This is a genomic window from Streptomyces sp. NPDC039430, from assembly GCF_055639435.1.
Window position 1 is genome coordinate 1 of the sequence record NZ_JBVKAK010000006.1, and the last position, 19,547, is coordinate 19,547.

At 70.1% G+C, this 19,547-nt stretch carries 20 protein-coding genes and 5 pseudogenes; 6 read left to right on the forward strand and 19 right to left on the reverse strand.

Annotated features, from left to right (window positions below; translation table 11 throughout):
* Nucleotides 1-101 (reverse strand): annotated as a pseudogene (locus ACZ7LS_RS16590) (IS5/IS1182 family transposase); the annotation flags it as partial.
* A gap of 396 nt (nt 102-497) precedes the next feature.
* On the opposite strand from ACZ7LS_RS16590, the gene ACZ7LS_RS16595 reads away from it, so the two are divergent.
* Nucleotides 498-836, forward strand: coding sequence for a MerR family transcriptional regulator (locus ACZ7LS_RS16595; protein WP_382516325.1), 339 nt, complete (start codon nt 498-500; stop codon nt 834-836).
* 218 nt (nt 837-1,054) lie between these two features.
* Here ACZ7LS_RS16595 and ACZ7LS_RS16600 read toward each other — a convergent pair whose 3' ends face one another.
* From ACZ7LS_RS16600 to ACZ7LS_RS16610, 3 genes are all read right to left on the reverse strand, one after another.
* On the reverse strand, nt 1,055-1,498 hold the full coding sequence (locus ACZ7LS_RS16600; protein WP_385133597.1) for a DUF2267 domain-containing protein: 444 nt from the start codon (nt 1,496-1,498) through the stop codon (nt 1,055-1,057).
* A 57-nt stretch (nt 1,499-1,555) separates the two neighbouring features.
* Nucleotides 1,556-1,951: a DUF2267 domain-containing protein gene (locus ACZ7LS_RS16605; protein ID WP_382516320.1), complete on the reverse strand. Its 396-nt coding sequence runs from the start codon at nt 1,949-1,951 to the stop codon at nt 1,556-1,558.
* Between the two features lie 101 nt (nt 1,952-2,052).
* Entirely contained in the window at nt 2,053-2,484 is a 432-nt protein-coding gene (locus ACZ7LS_RS16610; RefSeq protein ID WP_382665117.1) for an Hsp20/alpha crystallin family protein, read from the reverse strand.
* Nucleotides 2,485-2,612: 128 nt separating this feature from the next.
* On the opposite strand from ACZ7LS_RS16610, the gene ACZ7LS_RS16615 reads away from it, so the two are divergent.
* The gene (locus ACZ7LS_RS16615) at nt 2,613-3,236 is read left to right on the forward strand and encodes a type III effector protein (protein WP_385133594.1); all 624 of its coding nucleotides are present in this window, start codon (nt 2,613-2,615) and stop codon (nt 3,234-3,236) included.
* 236 nt (nt 3,237-3,472) lie between these two features.
* On the opposite strand, the gene ACZ7LS_RS16620 is transcribed toward ACZ7LS_RS16615, so the two are convergent.
* The 3 genes and pseudogenes from ACZ7LS_RS16620 to ACZ7LS_RS16630 form a co-directional block, all read right to left on the reverse strand.
* Nucleotides 3,473-3,613, reverse strand: coding sequence for a hypothetical protein (locus tag ACZ7LS_RS16620; RefSeq protein ID WP_385133616.1), 141 nt, complete (start codon nt 3,611-3,613; stop codon nt 3,473-3,475).
* A gap of 76 nt (nt 3,614-3,689) precedes the next feature.
* Nucleotides 3,690-3,893, reverse strand: a pseudogene (locus ACZ7LS_RS16625) (Tn3 family transposase); the annotation flags it as partial.
* Between the two features lie 82 nt (nt 3,894-3,975).
* Nucleotides 3,976-4,458: pseudogene (locus tag ACZ7LS_RS16630) on the reverse strand (Tn3 family transposase); the annotation flags it as partial.
* A 605-nt stretch (nt 4,459-5,063) separates the two neighbouring features.
* Here ACZ7LS_RS16630 and ACZ7LS_RS16635 point away from each other — a divergent pair.
* Together ACZ7LS_RS16635 and ACZ7LS_RS16640 are read left to right on the forward strand one after the other, a co-directional pair.
* The gene (locus ACZ7LS_RS16635; protein ID WP_385133591.1) at nt 5,064-5,294 is read left to right on the forward strand and encodes a hypothetical protein; all 231 of its coding nucleotides are present in this window, start codon (nt 5,064-5,066) and stop codon (nt 5,292-5,294) included.
* 246 nt (nt 5,295-5,540) lie between these two features.
* Nucleotides 5,541-6,194 (forward strand): hypothetical protein, encoded by a 654-nt coding sequence (locus ACZ7LS_RS16640; RefSeq protein ID WP_385133588.1) that lies wholly within the window; start codon nt 5,541-5,543, stop codon nt 6,192-6,194.
* Nucleotides 6,195-6,234: 40 nt separating this feature from the next.
* Here the strand turns inward: ACZ7LS_RS16640 and ACZ7LS_RS16645 are convergent, their stop codons facing one another.
* From ACZ7LS_RS16645 to ACZ7LS_RS16660, 4 genes and pseudogenes are all read right to left on the reverse strand, one after another.
* Nucleotides 6,235-6,606 (reverse strand): peptidase inhibitor family I36 protein, encoded by a 372-nt coding sequence (locus ACZ7LS_RS16645; RefSeq protein ID WP_382516308.1) that lies wholly within the window; start codon nt 6,604-6,606, stop codon nt 6,235-6,237.
* 42 nt (nt 6,607-6,648) lie between these two features.
* Complete coding sequence (locus ACZ7LS_RS16650) at nt 6,649-7,032, reverse strand: SH3 domain-containing protein (protein WP_382516307.1); 384 nt, start codon at nt 7,030-7,032, stop codon at nt 6,649-6,651.
* Nucleotides 7,033-7,149: 117 nt separating this feature from the next.
* Complete coding sequence (locus ACZ7LS_RS16655; RefSeq protein ID WP_385133585.1) at nt 7,150-8,136, reverse strand: AraC family transcriptional regulator; 987 nt, start codon at nt 8,134-8,136, stop codon at nt 7,150-7,152.
* 276 nt (nt 8,137-8,412) lie between these two features.
* A pseudogene (locus ACZ7LS_RS16660) lies at nt 8,413-8,638 on the reverse strand (hypothetical protein); the annotation flags it as partial.
* Between ACZ7LS_RS16660 and ACZ7LS_RS16665 the strand changes: the two are divergent.
* A complete protein-coding gene (locus tag ACZ7LS_RS16665; RefSeq protein ID WP_385133614.1) occupies nt 8,592-8,819 on the forward strand; it encodes a hypothetical protein in 228 nt (75 codons plus the stop codon). The pseudogene ACZ7LS_RS16660 and the gene ACZ7LS_RS16665 overlap by 47 nt on opposite strands.
* Here ACZ7LS_RS16665 and ACZ7LS_RS16670 read toward each other — a convergent pair.
* The 3 genes and pseudogenes from ACZ7LS_RS16670 to ACZ7LS_RS16680 form a co-directional block, all read right to left on the reverse strand.
* Nucleotides 8,816-9,004 carry a DUF6233 domain-containing protein gene (locus ACZ7LS_RS16670; protein WP_385133611.1) on the reverse strand — a complete coding sequence of 63 codons (189 nt, stop codon included), beginning with the start codon at nt 9,002-9,004 and terminating at the stop codon, nt 8,816-8,818. The genes ACZ7LS_RS16665 and ACZ7LS_RS16670 overlap by 4 nt on opposite strands.
* Nucleotides 8,985-9,561 (reverse strand): annotated as a pseudogene (locus ACZ7LS_RS16675) (IS5 family transposase); the annotation flags it as partial. The pseudogene ACZ7LS_RS16675 and the gene ACZ7LS_RS16670, both read right to left, overlap by 20 nt.
* Before the next feature lie 125 nt (nt 9,562-9,686).
* Complete coding sequence (locus ACZ7LS_RS16680) at nt 9,687-10,652, reverse strand: pirin family protein (protein ID WP_385133582.1); 966 nt, start codon at nt 10,650-10,652, stop codon at nt 9,687-9,689.
* Nucleotides 10,653-10,767: 115 nt separating this feature from the next.
* Between ACZ7LS_RS16680 and ACZ7LS_RS16685 the strand changes: the two genes are divergently transcribed.
* Nucleotides 10,768-11,112, forward strand: coding sequence for a tetratricopeptide repeat protein (locus ACZ7LS_RS16685; RefSeq protein WP_382516295.1), 345 nt, complete (start codon nt 10,768-10,770; stop codon nt 11,110-11,112).
* 72 nt (nt 11,113-11,184) lie between these two features.
* On the opposite strand, the gene ACZ7LS_RS16690 is transcribed toward ACZ7LS_RS16685, so the two are convergent.
* The 5 genes from ACZ7LS_RS16690 to ACZ7LS_RS16710 form a co-directional block, all read right to left on the reverse strand.
* Nucleotides 11,185-13,590, reverse strand: a complete 2,406-nt coding sequence (locus tag ACZ7LS_RS16690) for a phosphoketolase family protein (protein WP_385133579.1) — start codon at nt 13,588-13,590, stop codon at nt 11,185-11,187.
* Between the two features lie 36 nt (nt 13,591-13,626).
* Nucleotides 13,627-15,036, reverse strand: coding sequence for an NADP-dependent succinic semialdehyde dehydrogenase (locus tag ACZ7LS_RS16695; RefSeq protein ID WP_382516289.1), 1,410 nt, complete (start codon nt 15,034-15,036; stop codon nt 13,627-13,629).
* 174 nt (nt 15,037-15,210) lie between these two features.
* Nucleotides 15,211-15,585: a WhiB family transcriptional regulator gene (locus ACZ7LS_RS16700; protein WP_382516286.1), complete on the reverse strand. Its 375-nt coding sequence runs from the start codon at nt 15,583-15,585 to the stop codon at nt 15,211-15,213.
* Nucleotides 15,586-15,989: 404 nt separating this feature from the next.
* Nucleotides 15,990-17,840, reverse strand: a complete 1,851-nt coding sequence (locus ACZ7LS_RS16705; RefSeq protein WP_385133608.1) for a transketolase — start codon at nt 17,838-17,840, stop codon at nt 15,990-15,992.
* Nucleotides 17,841-17,937: 97 nt separating this feature from the next.
* On the reverse strand, nt 17,938-19,260 hold the full coding sequence (locus ACZ7LS_RS16710; RefSeq protein WP_382516283.1) for an NAD(P)/FAD-dependent oxidoreductase: 1,323 nt from the start codon (nt 19,258-19,260) through the stop codon (nt 17,938-17,940).
* Nucleotides 19,261-19,547 lie beyond the last annotated feature (287 nt).

The window sequence follows — 19,547 nt, forward strand, 5'->3', positions numbered from 1 at the left end:
ACCCCGCCGCCCTGCGGACGCACCCGCGCCGACGGCAGCAACGGCTTCGCCAGCTCCCACAGCCCGTCCGGAAGGATCCATCCCCACTGTCCACTCCCCATGCCCAACGCAACTGCCAACTGACCATGTAGGACACGGTCTAAGCCAGAGCGGACGCAGGACTGGCGACGGGGCTGGCTGCCGAAGGTGGCGCTGTCACAGGCCTCTGAGCAGTTCGCAGTGCCAGCAGTACGCAGTTGATCACCGAAGGGAGGAGCCAGGCGCCATCAGGATCGCCCGGGCGGAGGTCTTGAGCCCGGGTACCGCAGGACATCGATAGTGAGGTGGTCTCCGGTCAAGCAACCGCGATCCCCGCACCCCCGGCAGCGTTCCCGTCGGGTCAGCGGAAACAGAACGCCGGCGCAGTACCAGGGCCGGCAGATGGTGTAGCAGTTCCTTCGGGGCCCTGGTGTCGTACGACACCAGGGCCCCTCAAGCATGTTCCACAGAGAGGTGCAATGACAGCAGACGACACCTTCGGCCGTCTCGACGACGACGACTACCCCGCCTACACCATGGGCCGGGCCGCCGAGATGCTCGGCACCACCCAGGGCTTCCTCCGCGCCATCGGCGAGGCCCGCCTCATCACCCCGCTCCGCTCCGCGGGCGGCCACCGCCGCTACTCCCGCTACCAACTGCGCATCGCCGCCCGGGCCCGGGAGCTCGTCGACCACGGGACCCCGATCGAGGCCGCCTGCCGCATCGTCATCCTCGAAGACCAGCTCGAAGAAGCCCAGCGCATCAACGCCGAGTACCGCCGCACCGCCGAGTCATCCGCTCCGTCGGCCTCAGCCTGAGACGGCGGAGACCTGCAACTACCCAAGTGGCTTCGCGGCTGGCGACCGCACACACTGCCCGAGACGCTTCGGCGTCCCGGGCAACGTCGTCTTCATCATGGCTCCGGCCCCGCCCGTAGCCCGGCTGTTACGCCGGGGCTGCGGCGACCTCTCCCCGCGGGGTGCGCGGGCCGTGCACCGTCGTCCAACCCTGCCTGGCGCTGGAAGGGCACGGACCTTTACGCGGCCGGGGTGAGTTCGGCGCGGCCGAACAGCAGCGCGTAGCCGGCGGGGAGCTGGTACAGGATGCGGGTGATGAGGTCGGTGCCGGCGTGGGCGGCGACGGCCGCGAAGACGGAGCCCGTGTCCCACCGGGTCGTGGCCAGGGAGGCGCCGGAGCGGGCGGCGAGGTCCTTGACGAAGGCCCATCCAGTCAGCGGCTGTGTGTCGGGGATCTGCGCGGTCAGGACACGTGCGGCCTCCAGGGGCAGGCAGGCGGCCAGATCGACGCGTTCGTCGCCGGTGAGCCGCCGTCCCAGGCCCGAGAGGACCAGACGGACGGCTTCGTCGGCTCGCTCACGGGTGGGGTAGGCGCCTTCGTAGCGGACCTTCTCCAGCATCTGCTCGTACGCCGTCGAGTACGAGTGCTGGTGCTCAAGCGGTGCGCGTACGTCGGTGATCACTGCTGTGCATGCCTTTCATGGGAGCCAGGGTGCCGGTGTGCGGCACCGAGGTAGGGGTCAGGTGGGCTGGGGGCGGCCGAAGAGGAGGTCGTAGCCGGCGGGGAGCTGGAGCAGGATCTCCCCCAGCAGGTCATCGCCGGCCGTGTCGGCGACCGTGGACAGCACGGCGCTGACGTCCCAGGTCGCGGTCTGCTCGGTGGCGCCCTCGATCCAGGCCGCGGTCGCCCGGATGAACCGCTCAGGGGGCAGCGGTCCGGCGCTCTGCAGCGGGTTGAGCAGGATCAGGGCGAAGCCCTCCGGCAGGCGTGCCGCGAGCCGGGCGCGGACCTCGCCGATCAGATGCGCGCCGAGCAGGGCGAGCACCACACGGGCCGCGCGCTCGGCTTCCTCCACAGTGCCGTACTCGCCGCGTTCCTTGACATGGTCGAGGAACGCTTCGCGTCGCAGAGTCATCTCGGCCGCCACCCCTTCTTGTTCTTCGGACTGCCCACGGGGTGCGGAGGGCGGGTGAGGGGGAGATCAGATCCCCGCCCTCCGCACCTGTCCGTCCGGTGTCAGCCGGAGATCTCCTTGTGGCCGGTTGCGACGCCGATGGAGATCTTGCGGGGCTTGGCACGCTCGGCGATCGGGATCCGAAGGGTCAGCACGCCCGCGTCGTAGTCGGCCTTGATGTGCTCGGTGTCGAGGGTGTCGGCCAGCACGATCTGGCGGGAGAAGACGCCCAGCGGCCGCTCGGACAGCTCCATCTGCACGTTGTCGGCCTTCGCCACCGGCCTGCGCTCGGCCTTGACCGTCAGCATGTTCCGCTCGACGTCGATGTCGATCGCGTCCGCGGTGACGCCGGGAAGGTCGAAGGCCACCACGTACTCGTCGCCCTCGCGGTAGGCGTCCATCGGCATCGCCGACGGTTTCGACCAGGTGCCCGGGCCCATCAACTGCTGCGTCAGCCGGTCCAGCTCACGGAAGGGGTCAGTGCGCATCAACATCGTGAAAACACCTCCAGCAGGTTCAGGCAGTTACTGCCAATGCGCTTCACTGACACCGTTGTAACATGTCATCCAATGGATGACAAACATGATGTCGTCTACCTGATGACAACCTGAGGGAGGTGTCCGTGACCGCAGCAGACCAGCCGTCCTTGCCCAGCACCGACGCCCACAGCCCGGTGTCGTTCGTTGCCGCCGCGGCGGCCCTTGACGCCATTGACGACGCCCTGCGTGCAGCCCAGCACGAGACCCCGACCGCCCCCGCCCCCGGTCCGGAACAGGCCCTGGCCTCCTTGTCGCTGCTGCGGCAGGTACGCGAGCAGCTCGCCGGATGGGAGACCGGCCTGATCGAAACGGCCCGCGACGCGGGCGCCAGCTGGGCCGACCTCGCCCACCCCCTCGGCGTCGCCAGCCGCCAGGCCGCCGAACGCCGCTACTTGCGCGGCCGCCCCGGCCCCGCCGGGACCACCGGCGAACAGCGCGTCCAGGCCACCCGACAGGCCCGCGCCGCCGACCGCACCACCGCCGCCTGGGCCCGCCACAACGCGGCCGACCTGCGCCGCCTCGCCGGCCAGATCACCGCCCTCACCGACCTGCCCCCCGCCGCCCGCCGCCCGCTCACCGAGCTCCACGCGGCCCTCGCCCACGACGACCCCGCCGACCTCATCGCCCCTCTGACCGCCGCCCGCCCCCACCTGGCCGCCGCCCACCCCGACCTCGCCGCCCGGCTCGACACCCTCGCACCCGCCTGACCCCCGCCCGGCGCACCGCAACAGCGGCCCGGTCAGCCTCCGCCCCCGGGCGAACGAGCGGAGACCTGGAACCGACGCGGCCGGCCTGCGGGCCACCTGGCCTGCTCCCTCACCGAGCAGGGCCTGCTGGACGGCAGGGCCGAGGGCGTCGAGACGCCGATCGGCGAGGGGCGGACGCAGGTGGTGGTCAAGGTGCCCCGCCGGTTCGTGCCAGGCTGCCGACCGGCCCCGGCCTTTCAGGCGGCCTGGCCGAAGCCGGCCACGGCCGGGGCCTGCTCGTGCAGCGGGGTGAAGTCCACGTCCAGCTTCGGGTCGTACGCCTCCGGCTGGAGACCGAGCTCGTGCGTGCTGTACTCGCCGAACCGGTTGATGTGCATCGGCTTCTCCTGCCTCTACGGGGTCGTTGCCGGCGATGACGCCGCGGTTGCCGAACCCGACCCACTGGAAGAACCGGTTGAACGACTCGACCTTGTTCGTCGCCGCGGTCACCCGCCTGCGCAGCGGGGCGTCGGTGAGGTAGCGCGGCAGCCGCACGGTGCGAATGACGCGGCCGGCCTCGCGGAAGGCGGTGTAGGTGGCGTTCTTCCGCGATCCGGACCGCAGTCGCTTGAGCAGCGTGGAGGAGGAGATCGCCCCCTCCCGCACCGAGACGGCCACCCGCAGCAGGTGCCGGAAACCGCGACTCGATCAGGTACCTGTCGATGACGTTCTTGCCCGGCTCGCCGAACAGGGCGTCGATGTGGACGTACTCGCTGGTCTTGCTGGATCGGTAGAACGTGGAGTCCTTCCAGTTCCGGATGCGGGGCATCAGGTCGAAGCTCAGCAGGTGGGCGAGCGCGAACACCGGGAAGGACTGGCCCTGGGTGTCGGCGTGCACCGTGGTCGGCTTGACCTCGGAGGTGTTCTTCAGCAGGCCCTCGATGATGTACACCGCCTCCCACACCCCGCACGGAATGAAGTGCGTGAACAGCGCGATGTAGGTGTCGGAGATGTGGTGGTAGGCGATGCCGCCCGGCTTGCCGTACCGCACGGAGGTCTCGGCGAGTAGGTTGTCGAGATAGGTGTCCATGTGGGTGCCGTCGGCGGCCACCGCGGTGCCGTCTCCCCGCGCCTGGGAGATGTCGGGCTGGGCGTGCGCGTTGACCAGGTCGGCGACGGCCTCGTTCAGCAGCACGATGGAGAAGTGCCGGTTCGCCGTGTACAACAGCTCGTGCCCGCTCACACCGGGGATGTGCCGGGCGGCCTTCGTACGGGCCCATGTTCGTGCCCTTCACGAACGTCGTGATCACGTAGCGGCCGAACGGGTCGGCTAGCTTGGGCACGTTGCCGGAGGCGGGGCCGAACCGGCGCCACCACTCCACCCAGTACGCCGTGCGGGCGAGGATTCCCATCAGCGACCGCTCGGGCGTCCGAGCCTTGATCTCCTCCTCAAGCCGCTTCGCAGATGGCCGCTGGCCCTCCGAGCGGTGCGGCTTGAGCGAGGGGATGCCGGTCTCCGGGTCGATGACCAGGCCCTCGTTGTCTGGGTAGCCGACGTCCGCCGCCGCGGCGGCGTCCCGCAGTTTGTCCTCCAGCTGCCTGCGGAAGAAGCCGGCGTCGAATTCGGCCGTCTCGCCCTCCTCGGCGAGGCCGACCTCCACCAGGTAGGCGCCCAGCTTTTCCCGCGCGGTCTGCCACGCGAGCAGTTGCTTGGACCAGTCGGCGTACTCCTCCGAGCCGACCACCGCGACATCGCCGGTGCGCGGCTCCTCCGCCAGGGCGGTGAAGACCATCGCCTCGACGTGTTTGCGGACGAACTGCCCGGGCCGGGTCTTGTCGAGGACGGCCTTGCGCCAGTTCTGGGCGGCGAAGGAGATGTCCACCTCCCTGCCCGCTTCGTCGAAGGCGGTGATGTACTCGCCGCGGGCCGCCTGGTGGCGCTGTGCGTGCGCGAGCGCGTCCAGCGCCCGCCCGTCCTCCGGGGTGGCGGTGAACTCCAGCTTCTCCGCGAGGCCGAACATCACCGCCCGATCCCGGCCGATCCGCCCGTACAGCAGCACCTCCCAGAAGTTGCCGTGATGGGCCGAGACCTTCTCGATCTGCTCGTACTGCTTGTCGAACCCGCCGAGCTCCTCCACGGTCGGGGTGACCGCCCCGAGCCCGCCGGCCTGCACCACCGGGGCCTGCGCCAGCGCGAGCAGGGCCGGGGGGACGTCGCCGTCCAGCCGCTTGGCCACTTCATCGAGCGGCGCCGTCTCGTCCAGGCCGTCCAGCGCGGCCTGGGCCGGGGCGCCCTCGTCGATGTTCTTCAGCACGGTGCGGTAGTTGCCGATCAGGGCCTCGACGATCTCCCGCTCGGCCAGCCGGATCTCCTCCAGCTCCTGCTTCGCCTTCTTGACCTTCGTCGCCACCCGCTTGCAAAACATCGTCGCCAGGTCGTCGCGGACCCTCATCCGGGACTTGTGTACCAGGCAGGCCACCAGCCTGAGGCGCTTGACGGGCCGGTGGTCACGCAGCTCCGCCACGTCGGCGGCGTCCGCCTCCCCGGCGAAGTCGGTGACCTTGCCCGCGGCCACCCTGCCCATCCACACGTCCGTGTCGCAGATCGCGGTGTTCACCTCGCGGCGGATCTTCGAGGCCATCACGTCGAAGGTGGAGAACGCCGGCAGCTCCAGCCCGGACTCCACCACCTTCTCCAGTGCGATGTTGATCAGGTCCGCCGGGCGGTTCTTCGCTGCGGCCTCCTTCCGGATCGACTGCTCGGCGCTCCGCCTGGTCGTAGAGCACCCCGCCCCGCTTGCGGACCAGCGTCCGGTGGTTCTTGGCGGTCTTCTCCGCCTGGTACACCGGCAGGGTGCACCGAGGTTCCTGATCCTCACCTTCGATGCCCCGTCGGGGGTGGTACTGGCCGTCTTCGCGGTCAGAAGCTACTCACTCAAAGCCGAGATGACGAATCCTGCACAGCGGCTGCGCCCTTAGCCTGGTGACTCCGGGCGCAGCCCTCAGTGCGCGGACCCGTTCAGCAGCCGCCGAACTCATGGGACCGGACCTTGTACGTGCCGGTCAGGTTACCGCTCCCGCCCGCACCGGTGCAGCCCACCCGGCTCGTGTAGTTCGCCCCGGTGTAGTACACAACACCGGTATAGCCGTTGTTGTAGACGGACCGCACGTTGGCCGAAGAGGACCAGGAACATGTGGTTGTCCCCGCCCGCCAGTCGGGGTCCGAAACCTGCCAGTTGCAGCGCTGGCCTGTGCCGTTCGAGCCCGAGTAGAAGCAGATGTTGCCGATGGGGCACGTGTAGGCGGTGGGGGCAGCCGACGATACTCCGGCGGAGGTCACGACCAGGGCGGCCGCTCCGAGTGCCGCCCCCAGGGTGCTGCTGAGCTTCATGTGGATCTCCCTTCTTTCCTGATGGCTCACGAGGTCCCTTGTCTACTTGTCGCACAATTTGGTCGAACCGCCGCCGCTCAGGTAGTCGTCCCACACCCATCCGATGCTCGCCCCGCCAGTGCTGCGCACCCAGGTCCAGGTGTTGTTGTTGTCGTTGATGGCGTAGCAGTCGTAGCTCACTGACGTATTGGGGGCGAGATAGGCGACGATGGCGCAGCCGCTGTAAGGGCCCGTGTGAACCGCCGCGTTTGTGGTCTTCGTGATCCGGCCCACGGCCGTGTCCTTGTCCTGGTGCGGCCAGGCGGCGTTGCCGCACGTGACCGCGGCCTCCCCCGCGGGAATGGCCTGGGCCACCGGCGCTGCCATCGTTCCGAGAACGAGGGCGGTTCCGACACCGAGTCCCGTGAGTGTCCGGCGTGTACGCATGATGTGATCCCCACGTTGTAAGGCGGCTGTGCCGCCGCGCTCATTCCGCGTGACTACGCGGTCATCCGAGCGTGCCGGTGGGAGCTTCCGATGTCGTTGGCGCTGAGCGACACGGGCTTAACAATCTGTGCCTGGCCTCACGTGGGCGTGGTGGCGGAAGTCCTGCGGTGAGATCCCGTAAGCGGTGCGGAAGGTGCGGCTGAAAGCTGCCGGGTGTGTGAATCCCCATCGGGTGGCGATGACATGGATGGGCTGGTGCACCAAAGCGGCATCAAGCAGGTCTCGCCTCGCGGACTCCAGTCGCTGCTCACGGATCCAGGCGGCGATGGTCTGGCCGTTGCTCCGGAAGGTCCGGTGCAGGTGGCGGGTTGAGATGTGGTGTGCTGACGCGACGCTGTCAGCGCACAAGCGGGAGTCACTGAGGTGCCGGTGCGCGAAGCTCTTGATCTGCAGGATGAGCGCCCGCTCACGCGACTCCTGCGGTACCACTGCGGTGTCGTCGAGGTGGTGCGCGACCAGCGCGCTGAGCAGATCAAGCAGCACGGTGCCCAGACGGGGAGCGTCGGCAGCCCGGTAGGAGCCGGAGTCGTCGGCAAGCCGCGTCAAGAACTGTGCGAGCAGAGCGCCCACGCCCTCGTCGGCTGGCAGAAGAGTTGCCAGCAACGAGTCGAGCCGGTCCCGGGCGAACGGCAGCAACGGCCGGGGCACCTGCGCCACCAGGCAGCGGGCGGTGCCGTGACCACCGTCGACCTTCACCTCGTAGGGCCGGGTGCTCGCATAGACCACCAGACCGCCCGCTTCCCCGACGGCCTCCCGCCGGGACTGACTGATGATCTGGCGCCCCCGCGACACCAGAGCCACGCAGTACATCTCGGGGTCACTGCTGCGGATCAGACGAGCCGGGCGCCGTACCACCTTCGACGAATAGCTCAGCCCGGCCAACTGAGCCACCCCCAGATCCGCGCCCACCAGGGAAGCCTGAAAACTGCCAGGCGAGTCGACCGACATCTCCACAGACATCAACGAGCGTCCGACGATCTCCTGCCACGCCTCCACTCTTTCCGGACGCGGCCAGTCCATGGTGTCGAACAGCTTCTCCAGCATCGAAACCCCCATCGAACAGTCAGCCGGACCCGCTCAGCCTGCTCGATGCACGAACTGACAGGCGGCAGACTCCCCGAAACAAGGCCGAGATGGAGCCAGACATGGCCGCCGAGCTACCCCGGCACACAGGACACGTCGCCCGCTGCACGCGGTGACTACACCGGTGCGGTCGTCCTGGACGAGAACGGCGACCCGGTCCCGTTCGACGGGGCCGCTTCCGGTGCTTGAGCGGGGACAGACGGCGATGTCCTCGTCGCAGAGTTCGTGGCCTTCGGCGGGGAGCTGTTCGGGGCCGAACATGCGCGGCAGGTCGTAGGCGCAGACCTGGTTGATCACCGGGGAACCGGCGGCCTTCAGCATGTCCGGGCCCGTGCGCGATCATCTTGTTCAGGTTCACGCGGTTGCGGGCCGGGTCCTCCACCGCGCCGTACGTGCCGGTCTCGACGCCGGGCATCGTGGTCCGACAGAACCGCTGGTCGTCCAGGTCGCGGAGCCGGGGGCTGGAAGTTGGGCTGGACGAGTCCGTCGCCAAGGCCCGGTCGGGCCGCGGTGAGAGCGAGCCCGCGACGGTGCACGAGATACCGAAGAAGAAGGCCACGGCCAAGAAGGCTGCGTCGAAGAAGGCCACGGTGAAGAAGACGGCCGCGAAGAAAACAGCCGGCCGCAGGTCACACTCCGCTTAGAGGAGCCCCGGCGCCACGTCCGGGTTGCAGTACGGGCAGGCATCCACTCCGTCCGCCAGCATCCGGCGCGCCTCGTCCCGCGCACAACCAGGGCAGGGCCCTTCCCATGCCGCAGTCGCCCTGATGGATCCGCCACGACACCCCGTCGGCGGCCAGGCGCTGTACCTCGTATGCCTTGTCCGCATGGAGGCGGCGAGGCTTGAAGTAGCGTCCTCGGTGGGGGTCGTGTCTCGTTCGGTGATCCGTGATCATGGGCTTCAGTGCTTGGCTGTCGTGGCTGTTCGCCGCGGAGAGGCCGACGAGGAGAAGCAGTCCGTTCGCGTCCGACAGGACGCGCATCCTTGGAACCCGGCCTGCCCCGGTCCACGGGGGCTCGGACCTGTGAGTTCGCCCCTTCTTTAGCCCTCACGTGCGCGGAGTCCAGGACCGCGCGGGAGAGGCCGAGCAGGCCGGCATCGTCCAAGCGGTCCAGGATCTCCTCGTGCAGCCGGCCCCAAACGCCGGCTCTCGACCAGATCAGGAACCTGCGGTGGGCCGTCGACTTCGATATTCCGAAGCACGGCGGCAGCGACCGCCAGGCGCATCCGCTGACCATGACGTAGATGATCGCGGCGAACAGCTTCTCATCAGGCGCGTCCTGGGTCCCACCGCCCTGCGGCCGCAACTTCGACGGCGGGATCAGCGGCTCCGCGATCTCCCACAGCCCGTCCGGAACAATCCAACTCCTGGTCACAGGTACCAACACCTGCAACCGCAACCTCCCCAAGAGCGCACCCAACAGCGGCACGACCGTGCCCCCTCACCAGGCCGGTGAGAGGGCACGGCGAAGGCCACGCGGCGGGTCGCGACAGGATCGATCAGGCCAGATCAGCGCACCCGGCCACGCGGTTTCAAGGCCACCGGCGGGAGTTCGGGGGCCGGCAGCCGGTCGCCGTCGTAGCCCGTCACCTCACCGAAGCGGGTGCTCTCCATCCAGTCCTTTCGCGCCGCCTCGATCTCCTCGTGCGAACGCCCGATGAAGTTCCACCACATGACGATCTCCTCCTCGAAGGGCTCGCCGCCGAGGAGCATCAGACCCGCGTCGGACCCGGCGCGCAGGGGGAGTTCCGTGCGGCCGCAGCCGAGGTAGAGCATGGAGCCGGGCAGTACGGGTACGCCGTCGACCTCCGCCTCGCCGGACATGGCCAGTACGGCGTATTCGAAGTCGGGGTCGAGCGGCAGCCGGGTCTCCGCGCCGCCGGCGAGGGACAGGTCGGCGCCGACGAGGGGGCTGTAGGTGGTGCCGGGCGAGACGGCGCCGTCCAGGGCGCCGAGGATGACGGTGGCGCTCAGGCCCGGCGCGGTGACGACCGGCAGGTCGGCGTGGTGCTGGAAGTGCGGGCTGACCTCGCGGTGGGCGTCCGGGAGCGCCACCCAGAGCTGGGCGCCGTGCAGGAAGCGCGCGTGCGGGCGCGGGCTCTCCTCGGAGTGGGAGATCGCCCGGCCGGAGGTCATCAGGCCCAGTTCGCGCGGGCGTACCGTCTGGAGGCTGCCGAGGCTGTCGCGGTGCAGCACCTCGCCGTCGTGCAGCCAGCTGACGGTCTGGAGGCCCATATGCGGGTGGGGCGGCACCTGCATGCCGGGCTCGTCGGCGATGTCGTCGGGCCCGTAATGATCGACGAAGGCCCAGGCGCCCACCATGCGGCGGCCCAGGTTCGGCAGCAGCCTGCGGACCTCGGTGGACTCCCCCAATTGGACCCGGCGCGGGCTCAGCAACTCACGAACCGGTTCGGCGACGACGAAACCGCGACCGCCGCAGACGGCGACGGATGCCTGACGATCAAGATTGCTCATGGCGGACAACCTATTCCCGTGGTGCCCGGTCGGGCAGTACCCACACGAAATCGATAGTGGAATGTTCAACCATCTTACGGTGTTCACGGTGTACGAAGACGATGGAGGAGGGCACGTGGAGACCACGTACTACGAGTACGGAACGGCCGCCGAGCGCTGGGACCGCGCACAGCTGTTCTTCGACGCCAAGGAGTACGTCACGGCCGCCCGTATCCTCACCGGGCTGGTGGACGAGGTCCCGGAGCAGGTCGCCCCGCGGCTGCTGCTGGCGCGCGCCTACTACCACTCGGCGCGGCTGGCGAAGGCCGAGACCGAGCTGCGCGCCGTCCTGGAGCGCGACCCGGTGGAGCAGTACGCCCGGCTGATGCTGGGCCGCACGCTGGAGCGGCAGGGCAGGGCCGAGGAGGCCGCGCCGCAGCTGCGCATGGCCGCCGCGCTGACCGGCGAGTTCACGCCGTAAGCGGTCGCCCGCCCTGACCGGCGCACGGTGACGCGGCGACGAGCCCGGTTCCGCCGTCCGGCGGGGCCGGGCTCAGCCCGTCCAGGTCCAGTCCGCGACCTCGGGAAGGTCCGTGCCGTGCTCGCGGATCCACGCGTGGTGGCGGGTGCGTACGTCCGCCATCGTCTGGCGTACGGCGACCGCCCGTACCCCCAGCCCCGGCACCCGGTCGATCACGTCCATGACCAGCCGGTACCGGTCGAGGTCATTGCGGACGACCATGTCGAACGGGGTCGTGGTCGTCCCCTCCTCCTTGTAGCCGCGGACATGGAGGTTCTCATGCCCCCGGCGGCGGTACGCGAGCCGGTGGATCAGCCAGGGATAGCCGTGGTACGCGAAGATCACCGGCTTGTCGACGGTGAACAGGGCGTCGTACTCGGAGTCCGTCATCCCGTGCGGGTGTTCGTCATGGGTCAGCAGCCGCGCCATGTCGACGACGTTGATCACACGCACGACCAGTTCGGGCAGATACCGCCGCAGCAGGTCGGCGGCGGCCAGTGTCTCCTGCGTGGGTACGTCCCCCGCGCAGGCCAGGACGGCGTGCGGCTCGCGGTAGCTGGTCTTGGACGCGCTCTCCGTACCGGCCCACTGCCAGACACCCGCGCCCCGGGCGCAGTGGGCGCGGGCCTCGTCGAGCGTCAGCCAGTCGAAGCTCGGCTGCTTGCCGGCGACGATCACATTGACGTAGTCACGGCTGCGCAGCACATGGTCGGCCACGGAGAGCAGCGTGTTGGCGTCCGGCGGCAGATAGACCCGGACGACCTCGGGGCTCTTGTTCAGGATGTGGTCGACGAAGCCGGGGTCCTGGTGGGAGAAGCCGTTGTGGTCCTGGCGCCAGACGTGTGACGTCAGCAGGTAGTTGAGGGAGGCGATGGGGCGGCGCCAGTGCAGCCGCCGCGAGGTTCTCAGCCACTTGATGTGCTGGTTGACCATGGAGTCGACGATATGGGCGAACGCCTCGTAGCTGGAGAAGAGACCGTGCCGGCCGGTGAGGAGATAGCCCTCAAGCCATCCCTGGCACAGATGCTCGGAGAGCACCTCCATCACCCGGCCGTCGGACGCGAGATGTTCGTCCGTGGCGAGCGTCTCGGCCTGCCAGGTCTTGGCCGTGGCCTCGTAGAGCGCGTCCAGCCGGTTGGACGCGGTCTCGTCGGCGCCGAAGACGCGGAAGTCGCGCCGTCCCGAGGTGGCTTCCATGACGGATTCCAGCAACGAGCCGAGCACGCGGGTGGGTTCGTGCAGGACCGTGCCGGGCCTGTCCACGCGTACGGCGTGCCGCTCCAGCCGCGGGACCGGCAGATCCCGCAGCAGCAGGCCGCCGTTGGCGTGCGGACTGGCGCCCAGCCTGCGCGTTCCCGCCGGTACGCAGTCGAGTACGGCGGGACGGGGCGTGCCCGTCGCGTCGAACAGTTCCCCGGGGCGGTACGAACGCAGCCACTCCTGGAGCATGCGCAGATGGTCGGGGTTGTCCCGTACGCCGCTCAGCGGGACCTGATGCGCGCGCCAGGTCCCCTCGACGGGCAGTCCGTCGACTTCACGGGGGCCGGTCCAGCCCTTGGGCGTACGCAGCACGATCACGGGCCAGTCCGGCCGGTCGGTGGTCCGGCCCTCGCGGGCGTCCCGCTGGATCTGGGCGATGCGGTCCAGGGCGCGGTCCATCGTCGCGGCCAGGGCGCGGTGGACGGTCAGGGGGTCGTCGCCGGTGACATGGAGGGGTTCATGGCCGTAGCCGCGCAGCAGGGAGTCGAGTTCGCTCTCCGGCACCCGGGCGAGCACGGCCGGGTTGGCGATCTTGTACCCGTTGAGATGCAGGATCGGCAGCACCGCGCCGTCGTGCACCGGGTCGAGGAACTTGTTCGAGTGCCAGGACGCGGCCAGCGGCCCCGTCTCCGCCTCGCCGTCACCGATCACACAGGCGACCAGCAGTCCGGGGTTGTCCAGCGCGGCTCCGTAGGCGTGCGCGAGGGAGTAGCCGAGCTCGCCGCCCTCATGGATGGAGCCCGGTGTCTCGGGGGCCACATGGCTGGGAACCCCGCCGGGGAAGGAGAACTGCCGGAAGAGCCGCTCCATGCCCTCCCGGTCCCGGCCGACATCCGGATAGGTCTCGGAGTACGTGCCGTCCAGCCAGGAGTTGGCGAGTACGGCGGGACCGCCGTGGCCCGGCCCCCACACGCACAGCGCGTCGAGATCCCGGGCCTTGATCACCCGGTTCAGATGGGTGTGCACCAGGTTCAGACCCGGTGAGGTCCCCCAGTGGCCGAGCAGACGGGGTTTGATGTGCTCCGGCGCCAGCGGCTCCTGGAGCAGCGGGTTGGCCATCAGATAAATCTGGCCGACGGCCAGATAGTTGGCGGCACGCCAGTGGGCGTCGAGGGCGGCGAGCTCTGCCTCGGTGAGCCCCGCCGCGGCCCCCGCGGTGGTCGTGGTCGCCTTGCGCATACCCGCCTCGTCTCCCTGCTGGTCCTGCGGCGTGGTTCAGGAGCCGTCGTCGGGCTCCGCGCCGTGCCACACCGTGGTGATGTCGCAGAACTCCCTGATGCCGTGCGCCGACAGCTCCCGCCCGTAACCGGAGCGCTTCACACCGCCGAAGGGGAGGGCGGGATGCGAGGCCGTCATCCCGTTGAAGAAGATCCCGCCCGCCTCCAGATCCCGTACGAAGCGGCGCACGTCCTCCTCGTCACGCGTCCAGACATTGGAACTCAGCCCGAAGGGCGTGTCGTTGGCGAGCGCCACCGCCTCGTCCAGCCCGGAGACCCGGTAGAGCGTGGCGACCGGGCCGAAGGTCTCCTCGCGGTGGATCCGCATGGCGGCGGTGATGCCGGCGAGCACCGTGGGCGCGTAGTACCAGCCCCGCTCGTGCTCCTTGGGGCGCTGTCCGCCGCACAGGGCGATCGCGCCCCGGCTCAGCGCGTCGTCGACCAGCCTCTCCAGGTCGGCGCGGCCCCGCTCGCTGGAGAGCGGCCCCACGTCGGTGGTCTCGTCCATCGGGTCGCCGACCGTCAGATCACGCATCCCGGCCGTGAACCGCTCGGCGAAGCCGTCATAGACGTCCTCGTGGACGATGAAGCGTTTGGCGGCGATACAGGACTGGCCGTTGTTCTGCACCCGGGCCGTGACCGCCGTACGCGCCGCCCGTTCGATGTCCGCCGAGGGCATGACGACGTACGGATCGCTGCCCCCCAGCTCCAGAACGGACTTCTTGACCTCGTCGGACGCGATCGCCGCGACGGACCGGCCGGCCGGCTCGCTGCCGGTGAGCGTCACGGCGGCCACCCGGGGGTCGCGCAGGATGTTCTCGATCGCGCTGGAGCCCACCAGCAGCGTCTGGAAGCAGCCGGCCGGGAATCCGGCCCTGGCGAACAGGTCTTCCAGGTACAGGGCGGTCTGCGGAACGTTCGAGGCGTGCTTGAGCAGCCCCACGTTCCCGGCCATCAGGGCGGGCGCGGCGAACCGTACGACCTGCCAGAGAGGGAAGTTCCACGGCATCACCGCGAGGACCACGCCCAGCGGCCGGTAGCGGACGCTCGCCCGTACCGCGCCCGCGTCCCGTACGTCGGCGGCCGTGGGGTGCTCGTCCGCGAGCAGGCCCTCGGCGCGCTCCGCGTACCAGCGCATCGCCTTCACGCACTTCAGCGCCTCCGCGCGGGCCGCCGCGACCGGCTTGCCCATCTCGGTGGTCATGGTCCGGGCGATCTCCGGCGCGTCCTGCTCCAGCAGGTCGGCGGCGCGGTTCAGCAGCCGCGCGCGTTCGTCGAATCCGGTGAGCCGGTACCGCCGGAACGCGTGGGCGGCGGAGGCGATCCGGCTCTCGATCTCCTCGGCTCCCAGCGCGTCGAAGGTCTTGAGCGTCTCTCCGCTGGCGGGATTCACCGTCGCGATGGGCATGGGGCGATTCCTCCTCCGTTCGCCTCGATTCGGCAGTCCGACCCTCCCGTGGTCCGCCCGGCCCCGCAACACGGGACGCGCCGGACCGAGGGCGTGGGCACGCCGCACCTGGGCGCGCCGCACATGGGCACGCTCGCGTGGGCGTGGGCACGCTCGCGTGGGCGTGGGCACGCCTCAGGAACGCCGCGGCCGGCCGGGCGCCGCGGACCCGCGCGGGCGTGCCGGAGGGCCGTCCGGGGCCTTGCGCCGCTCGACGCGCCGCCGCAGCCGCCGGCGCTCCTCCTCGTCCGTACCGCCCCAGACACCGGAGGTGCGGCCGGTGGCCAGCGCCCATTCGAGGCACTGGCTCTCCACCGGGCAGCTGTGGCACACCCGCTTGGCGCGCTCAGCCTGCTCGGCTGCCGGTCCCGAGTCCCCCACCGGGAAGAACAGCTCGGGGTCGACGCCGGTGCAGGCCGCGTGCCGCAGCCACTCCCAGGTGTCCGCGTTCTGGCCCGCTTCCACGTCCGGGCCGTTGTTCAGTCGGGCTGTCGTCAGCCGCACAGTCACTCAGTCCTCTCCACGTACTACGTTCCACTCCTGATCGGCCGTCTCCTGTCGCTCGTGGCCGGCTCTGGCCCGGCGCTCGCGCGGGGTGACCCGCGCCGGAACGCAGGTACGTATCCGTCCTTCGCGCTCGGTCGGCCGGTGTGTCGCGGCCGGTGCGGGCCGCGGGCCGGGATGGGGGTTCATGCCGTCTTCCCTCTCTTCGCCGTAGGTCCGGCTGTCCGGTGCTTCCGGATGTCCGGTTCTGCTGTTGTCCGGGTCTGCTGTGTGTCCGGTGCTTCCGTGTGTCTCCGCCCTGAGTGGCTCCCGTTCCGCGTGACTGCTGTTCCGCGTGACTGCTGTTGTGCGTGACTCCTGTTGTGCCGGGTCGCGTTGTGCGCCGGCCGCGTTGTGTGTGCCTCCCGCTGTCAGCGGAGGGTCTGTTCCACCAGCAGCCGCAGTCCCGCCGCGATCGAGTCCGCGTCGATGCCGGCCGCCCTGAGCTGCTCCGCCGGCGTCGCCGAGCCCGGCATGTTCCCCACCGCGAGCCGTACGAGCCGCTTCGGGGCAGGACGTCCGTCCGAGAACACCGCGGCCACCGCGTCTCCGATACCGCCCTCCGGGTGGTGATCCTCGACCGTGACCAGGCAGCCGGTCTCGTCGGCCGCGGCCTGGAGCGTGTCTTCGTCGACGGGCTTGACCGAGTACAGGTCGACGACCCGTACGGGGAAGCCCTCCCCGGCCAGCAGATCCGCCGCCTTGAGACATTCATGGACGGTGATCCCGGCGCCGATCAGTGTCACGCGGTCCGCTTCGGAGCGCCGCAACACCTTGCTGCCGCCGACGGGGAACCGCTCGTCCGGGCCGTAGATGACCGGTGTCGCTCCCCGGAGCGTACGCAGATAGCAGACGCCGGGCAGTTCATGCATCGCCGCCACGAGTCGCGCCGCCTGGTTGGCGTCGCAGGGGTGGAGCACCGTACTGCCATGTATGGCACGGAACATCGCCAGGTCTTCCAGACCCATCTGGGACGGGCCGTCCTGGCCGATCGAGACCCCGGCGTGCGAGCCCACGACATTGATCGAGGCCCGGCTGACGGCAGCCATCCGCAGGAAGTCGTGCGCGCGGGTCAGGAAGGCCGCGAAGGTCGACGCGTACGGGACATGGCCCAGTGCCTGCATGCCGACGGCGGCGGCGATCATCTGCTGTTCGGCGATGTAGCACTCGAAGAACCGCTCGGGGTGCTCCTTGGCGAAGAACTCGGAACGGGTGGAGTCGCTGACCTCGCCGTCCACGACGACGACATCCTCGCGGGCCGTGCCGAGGGCCGCCAGCGCCTTGCCGTAGGCGTCACGGGTGGCGACCGAGTCGCCGATGTCGTACCGCGGCAGCGCGATGGCGCCGCGCCGTCCCGCGCCGCGGGGGTGGCTCCCGGGCTCGGCGGGCTTCGCCACCGACACCCGGATGGAGCGCCGGCCGCCCAGTTCCTCGATGGCGCTCTCCGCGTCGGGCAGCGGCTTGCCGTGCATGCCCTCGCGGTCCTCGACGGAGGCGACGCCGCGGCCCTTCCGGGTGCCCGCGATGATCGCGGTCGGCTTGCGGAAGGTCGACCGGGCCTCGGTGAAGGCGGCGTCGACGGCGTCGAGGTCATGGCCGTCGATCTCGATGGTGTGCCAGTCGAAGGCGCGCAGCCTGCGGCCGTACGCGTCCAGATCCCGCTGATGGCGGGTGGGCCCGCGCTGGCCCAGGCGGTTGACGTCGATGATGAGGGTCAGCGAGTCGAGGTGCTGGTCCCCGGCGTGCTCGATCGCCTCCCATACGGAGCCCTCGGCCATCTCGCTGTCGCCGGACAACACCCAGACGTGGTACGGGGTGTGGGCCAGCCGCTGGCCGGCGAGCGCCATGCCGACGCCGACGGGCAGCCCCTGCCCCAGCGATCCGGTGGCCACATCGACCCAGGGAAGTCGCGGGGTGGGATGGCCTTCGAGCCGACTGCCGAGGGTGCGATAGGTGAGGAACTCCTTCTCGTCCACCGCGCCGGCCGCCAGATACATGGAGTACAGCAGCGGCGAGGCATGCCCCTTGGAGAAGATCAGCCGGTCGTTGCCCGGATGGTCCGGCCGGTCGAAGTCGTAGTGCAGATGGTTGGCGAGCAGATCCGCCATGAGGTCGGCGGCGGACATCGAGGAGGTGGGATGGCCCGATCCGGCCGCGTCGGCGACCCGTACCGAGTCCACCCGCAACTGCTGTCCCAGTTCGGTGAGTTGTCCGCTGTCCAGCTGGTGGTGCCGGTCCTTCGGGCGCTTGCCCTTGGAGTGCTCGCCCTCGGGGCGCCCGCCGTCCGGGTGCTGACTGTTCGTGCGTTGGCTGTTCATGTCACTCCTTACGGGGTGCGCCGGGAACCCTCGCCAGTTCGGGCGAGGACGATTCGAGCGGCACCGTCCACGAGCGGACCAGTCCGAGCTGGACGGACTGTCGCGGCAGCACCGCGTCGAGCATCCAGTCGGCGGCGACCCGCACCCGGTTCCCCGGCATGGCCGCCAGGTGGTAGCCGCGCGTGACGGCCCCCGCGAGCGGTCCCGACAGCGGCACCCCGAGCGGGTTGGCCGCCGCTTTGACTCCGCCGAGGTCCACGACGAACCCCAAGTCGTTGTGTTTGTAGGTCTGTCGCTCCCCGTATCCCAGGGAGGCGGCGACATTGCGGCCCGCCACCTTGCCCTGCCTGCCCGCGTGCTGAGCGGTCATCGGGGTGAACCGGCCCGGCCTGGTGAGATCCGGTACGGCGGCGGCGTCACCGCAGGCGAACACCTCGGGATGGCCGGGCACACCGAGCTCGGGATCCACCAGCACCCGGCCGCGTTCGACGGGCAGTCCGAGACTGGTGACCAGCGGGTCGGGCCGTACCCCCACGCACCAGACCAGCGTGTGGGTCTCGATGAACTCACCGTTGTCCAGCGTGATCCCGGTCGGTCGCGCCTCCTTGACGGAGGTACCGGTCCGTACGTCCACGCCGCGTTCGCGCAGCACCCTCTCCGCGGTGTCCGACAGCCTGTGGTCCAGCTCCGGCAGGACGCGCGGGGCGATGTCGAGGAGCAGCCAGCGGGGTTTGTCCGTCCGGCGCCACGCGGGCTGTTTGCGGACCAGCGCGTCGGTGAACAGCTTGCCCTGGGCGGCCACTTCGGTGCCGGTGTAGCCGGCGCCGACCACGACGAAGGTGGCGCGCGCGGCGGCCTCCGCCCGGTCGCCGGTGACGGCGGCCAGTTCTATCTGGCGGGTGACGTGGTCACGCAGATAGAGCGCCTCGGGCAGCCCACGGAAGCCGTGCGCGTACTCCGCCACCCCCGGGACCGGCAGCAGCTTGTTGACGCTGCCCACGGCGAGGACGAGCCGGTCGTACCGCAGCTCGCCCCGGTCGCCCTCCGGTCCCGTGTAACCGATACTCCGCGCCTCCAGGTCGATGTGGTCGGCCTCGCCGAGCACCAGCCGTACCCGTGGCAGGGTGCCCGGGATGGAGACCGTCACCCGGCGTGGCTCCAGAATGCCCGCGGCCACCTGGGGCAGCAGCGGCAGGTAGAGGAAGTAGTCGGTGGGGTTCAGCAGCACGATCTCGGCCGCCCCTCTGACCCGGTGGGAGAGGGTGCGGGCCGCCTGGTAGCCGGCGAACCCGGCACCGACGATGACTATGCGTTCTCGGCTCACGTTCGACTCCGGAGGGTTGCATTTCGGGTCGTACGGGTCGTTTGGTCACGTGCCCGGCGACAGCGGTGACAAACACGGGGATCGCGCGCGGACGGCCCGCCCACCCTGTCGCAGGGGGCCTCACCTGCCGTTTGACACGGCAGTGATTGGTGGGAAGGTGGACGGAGCGGATGAGCCGCGCACGGGCAGGACGTCACGACACGACTGCCCCGCCCCTCGCGTGCTCCCGGCGGTCTCACCGGCTGTTGTGCCGGAGCCGTTGCCGGTGCGGGAAGGGCGAGCGGCCC

Excerpts from the sequence above, each read along its gene's own strand:
- ACZ7LS_RS16595 (WP_382516325.1), top strand. The coding sequence starts at position 498 with ATGACAGCAGACGACACCTTCGGCCGTCTCGACGACGACGACTACCCC.
- ACZ7LS_RS16605 (WP_382516320.1), bottom strand. The coding sequence starts at position 1,951 with ATGACTCTGCGACGCGAAGCGTTCCTCGACCATGTCAAGGAACGCGGC.
- ACZ7LS_RS16610 (WP_382665117.1), bottom strand. The coding sequence starts at position 2,484 with ATGTTGATGCGCACTGACCCCTTCCGTGAGCTGGACCGGCTGACGCAG.
- ACZ7LS_RS16620 (WP_385133616.1), bottom strand. The coding sequence starts at position 3,613 with ATGCACATCAACCGGTTCGGCGAGTACAGCACGCACGAGCTCGGTCTC.
- ACZ7LS_RS16645 (WP_382516308.1), bottom strand. The coding sequence starts at position 6,606 with ATGAAGCTCAGCAGCACCCTGGGGGCGGCACTCGGAGCGGCCGCCCTG.
- ACZ7LS_RS16650 (WP_382516307.1), bottom strand. The coding sequence starts at position 7,032 with ATGCGTACACGCCGGACACTCACGGGACTCGGTGTCGGAACCGCCCTC.
- ACZ7LS_RS16655 (WP_385133585.1), bottom strand. The coding sequence starts at position 8,136 with ATGCTGGAGAAGCTGTTCGACACCATGGACTGGCCGCGTCCGGAAAGA.
- ACZ7LS_RS16670 (WP_385133611.1), bottom strand. The coding sequence starts at position 9,004 with ATGCGGACAAGGCATACGAGGTACAGCGCCTGGCCGCCGACGGGGTGT.
- ACZ7LS_RS16680 (WP_385133582.1), bottom strand. The coding sequence starts at position 10,652 with ATGAGCAATCTTGATCGTCAGGCATCCGTCGCCGTCTGCGGCGGTCGC.
- ACZ7LS_RS16690 (WP_385133579.1), bottom strand. The coding sequence starts at position 13,590 with ATGCGCAAGGCGACCACGACCACCGCGGGGGCCGCGGCGGGGCTCACC.
- ACZ7LS_RS16695 (WP_382516289.1), bottom strand. The coding sequence starts at position 15,036 with ATGCCCATCGCGACGGTGAATCCCGCCAGCGGAGAGACGCTCAAGACC.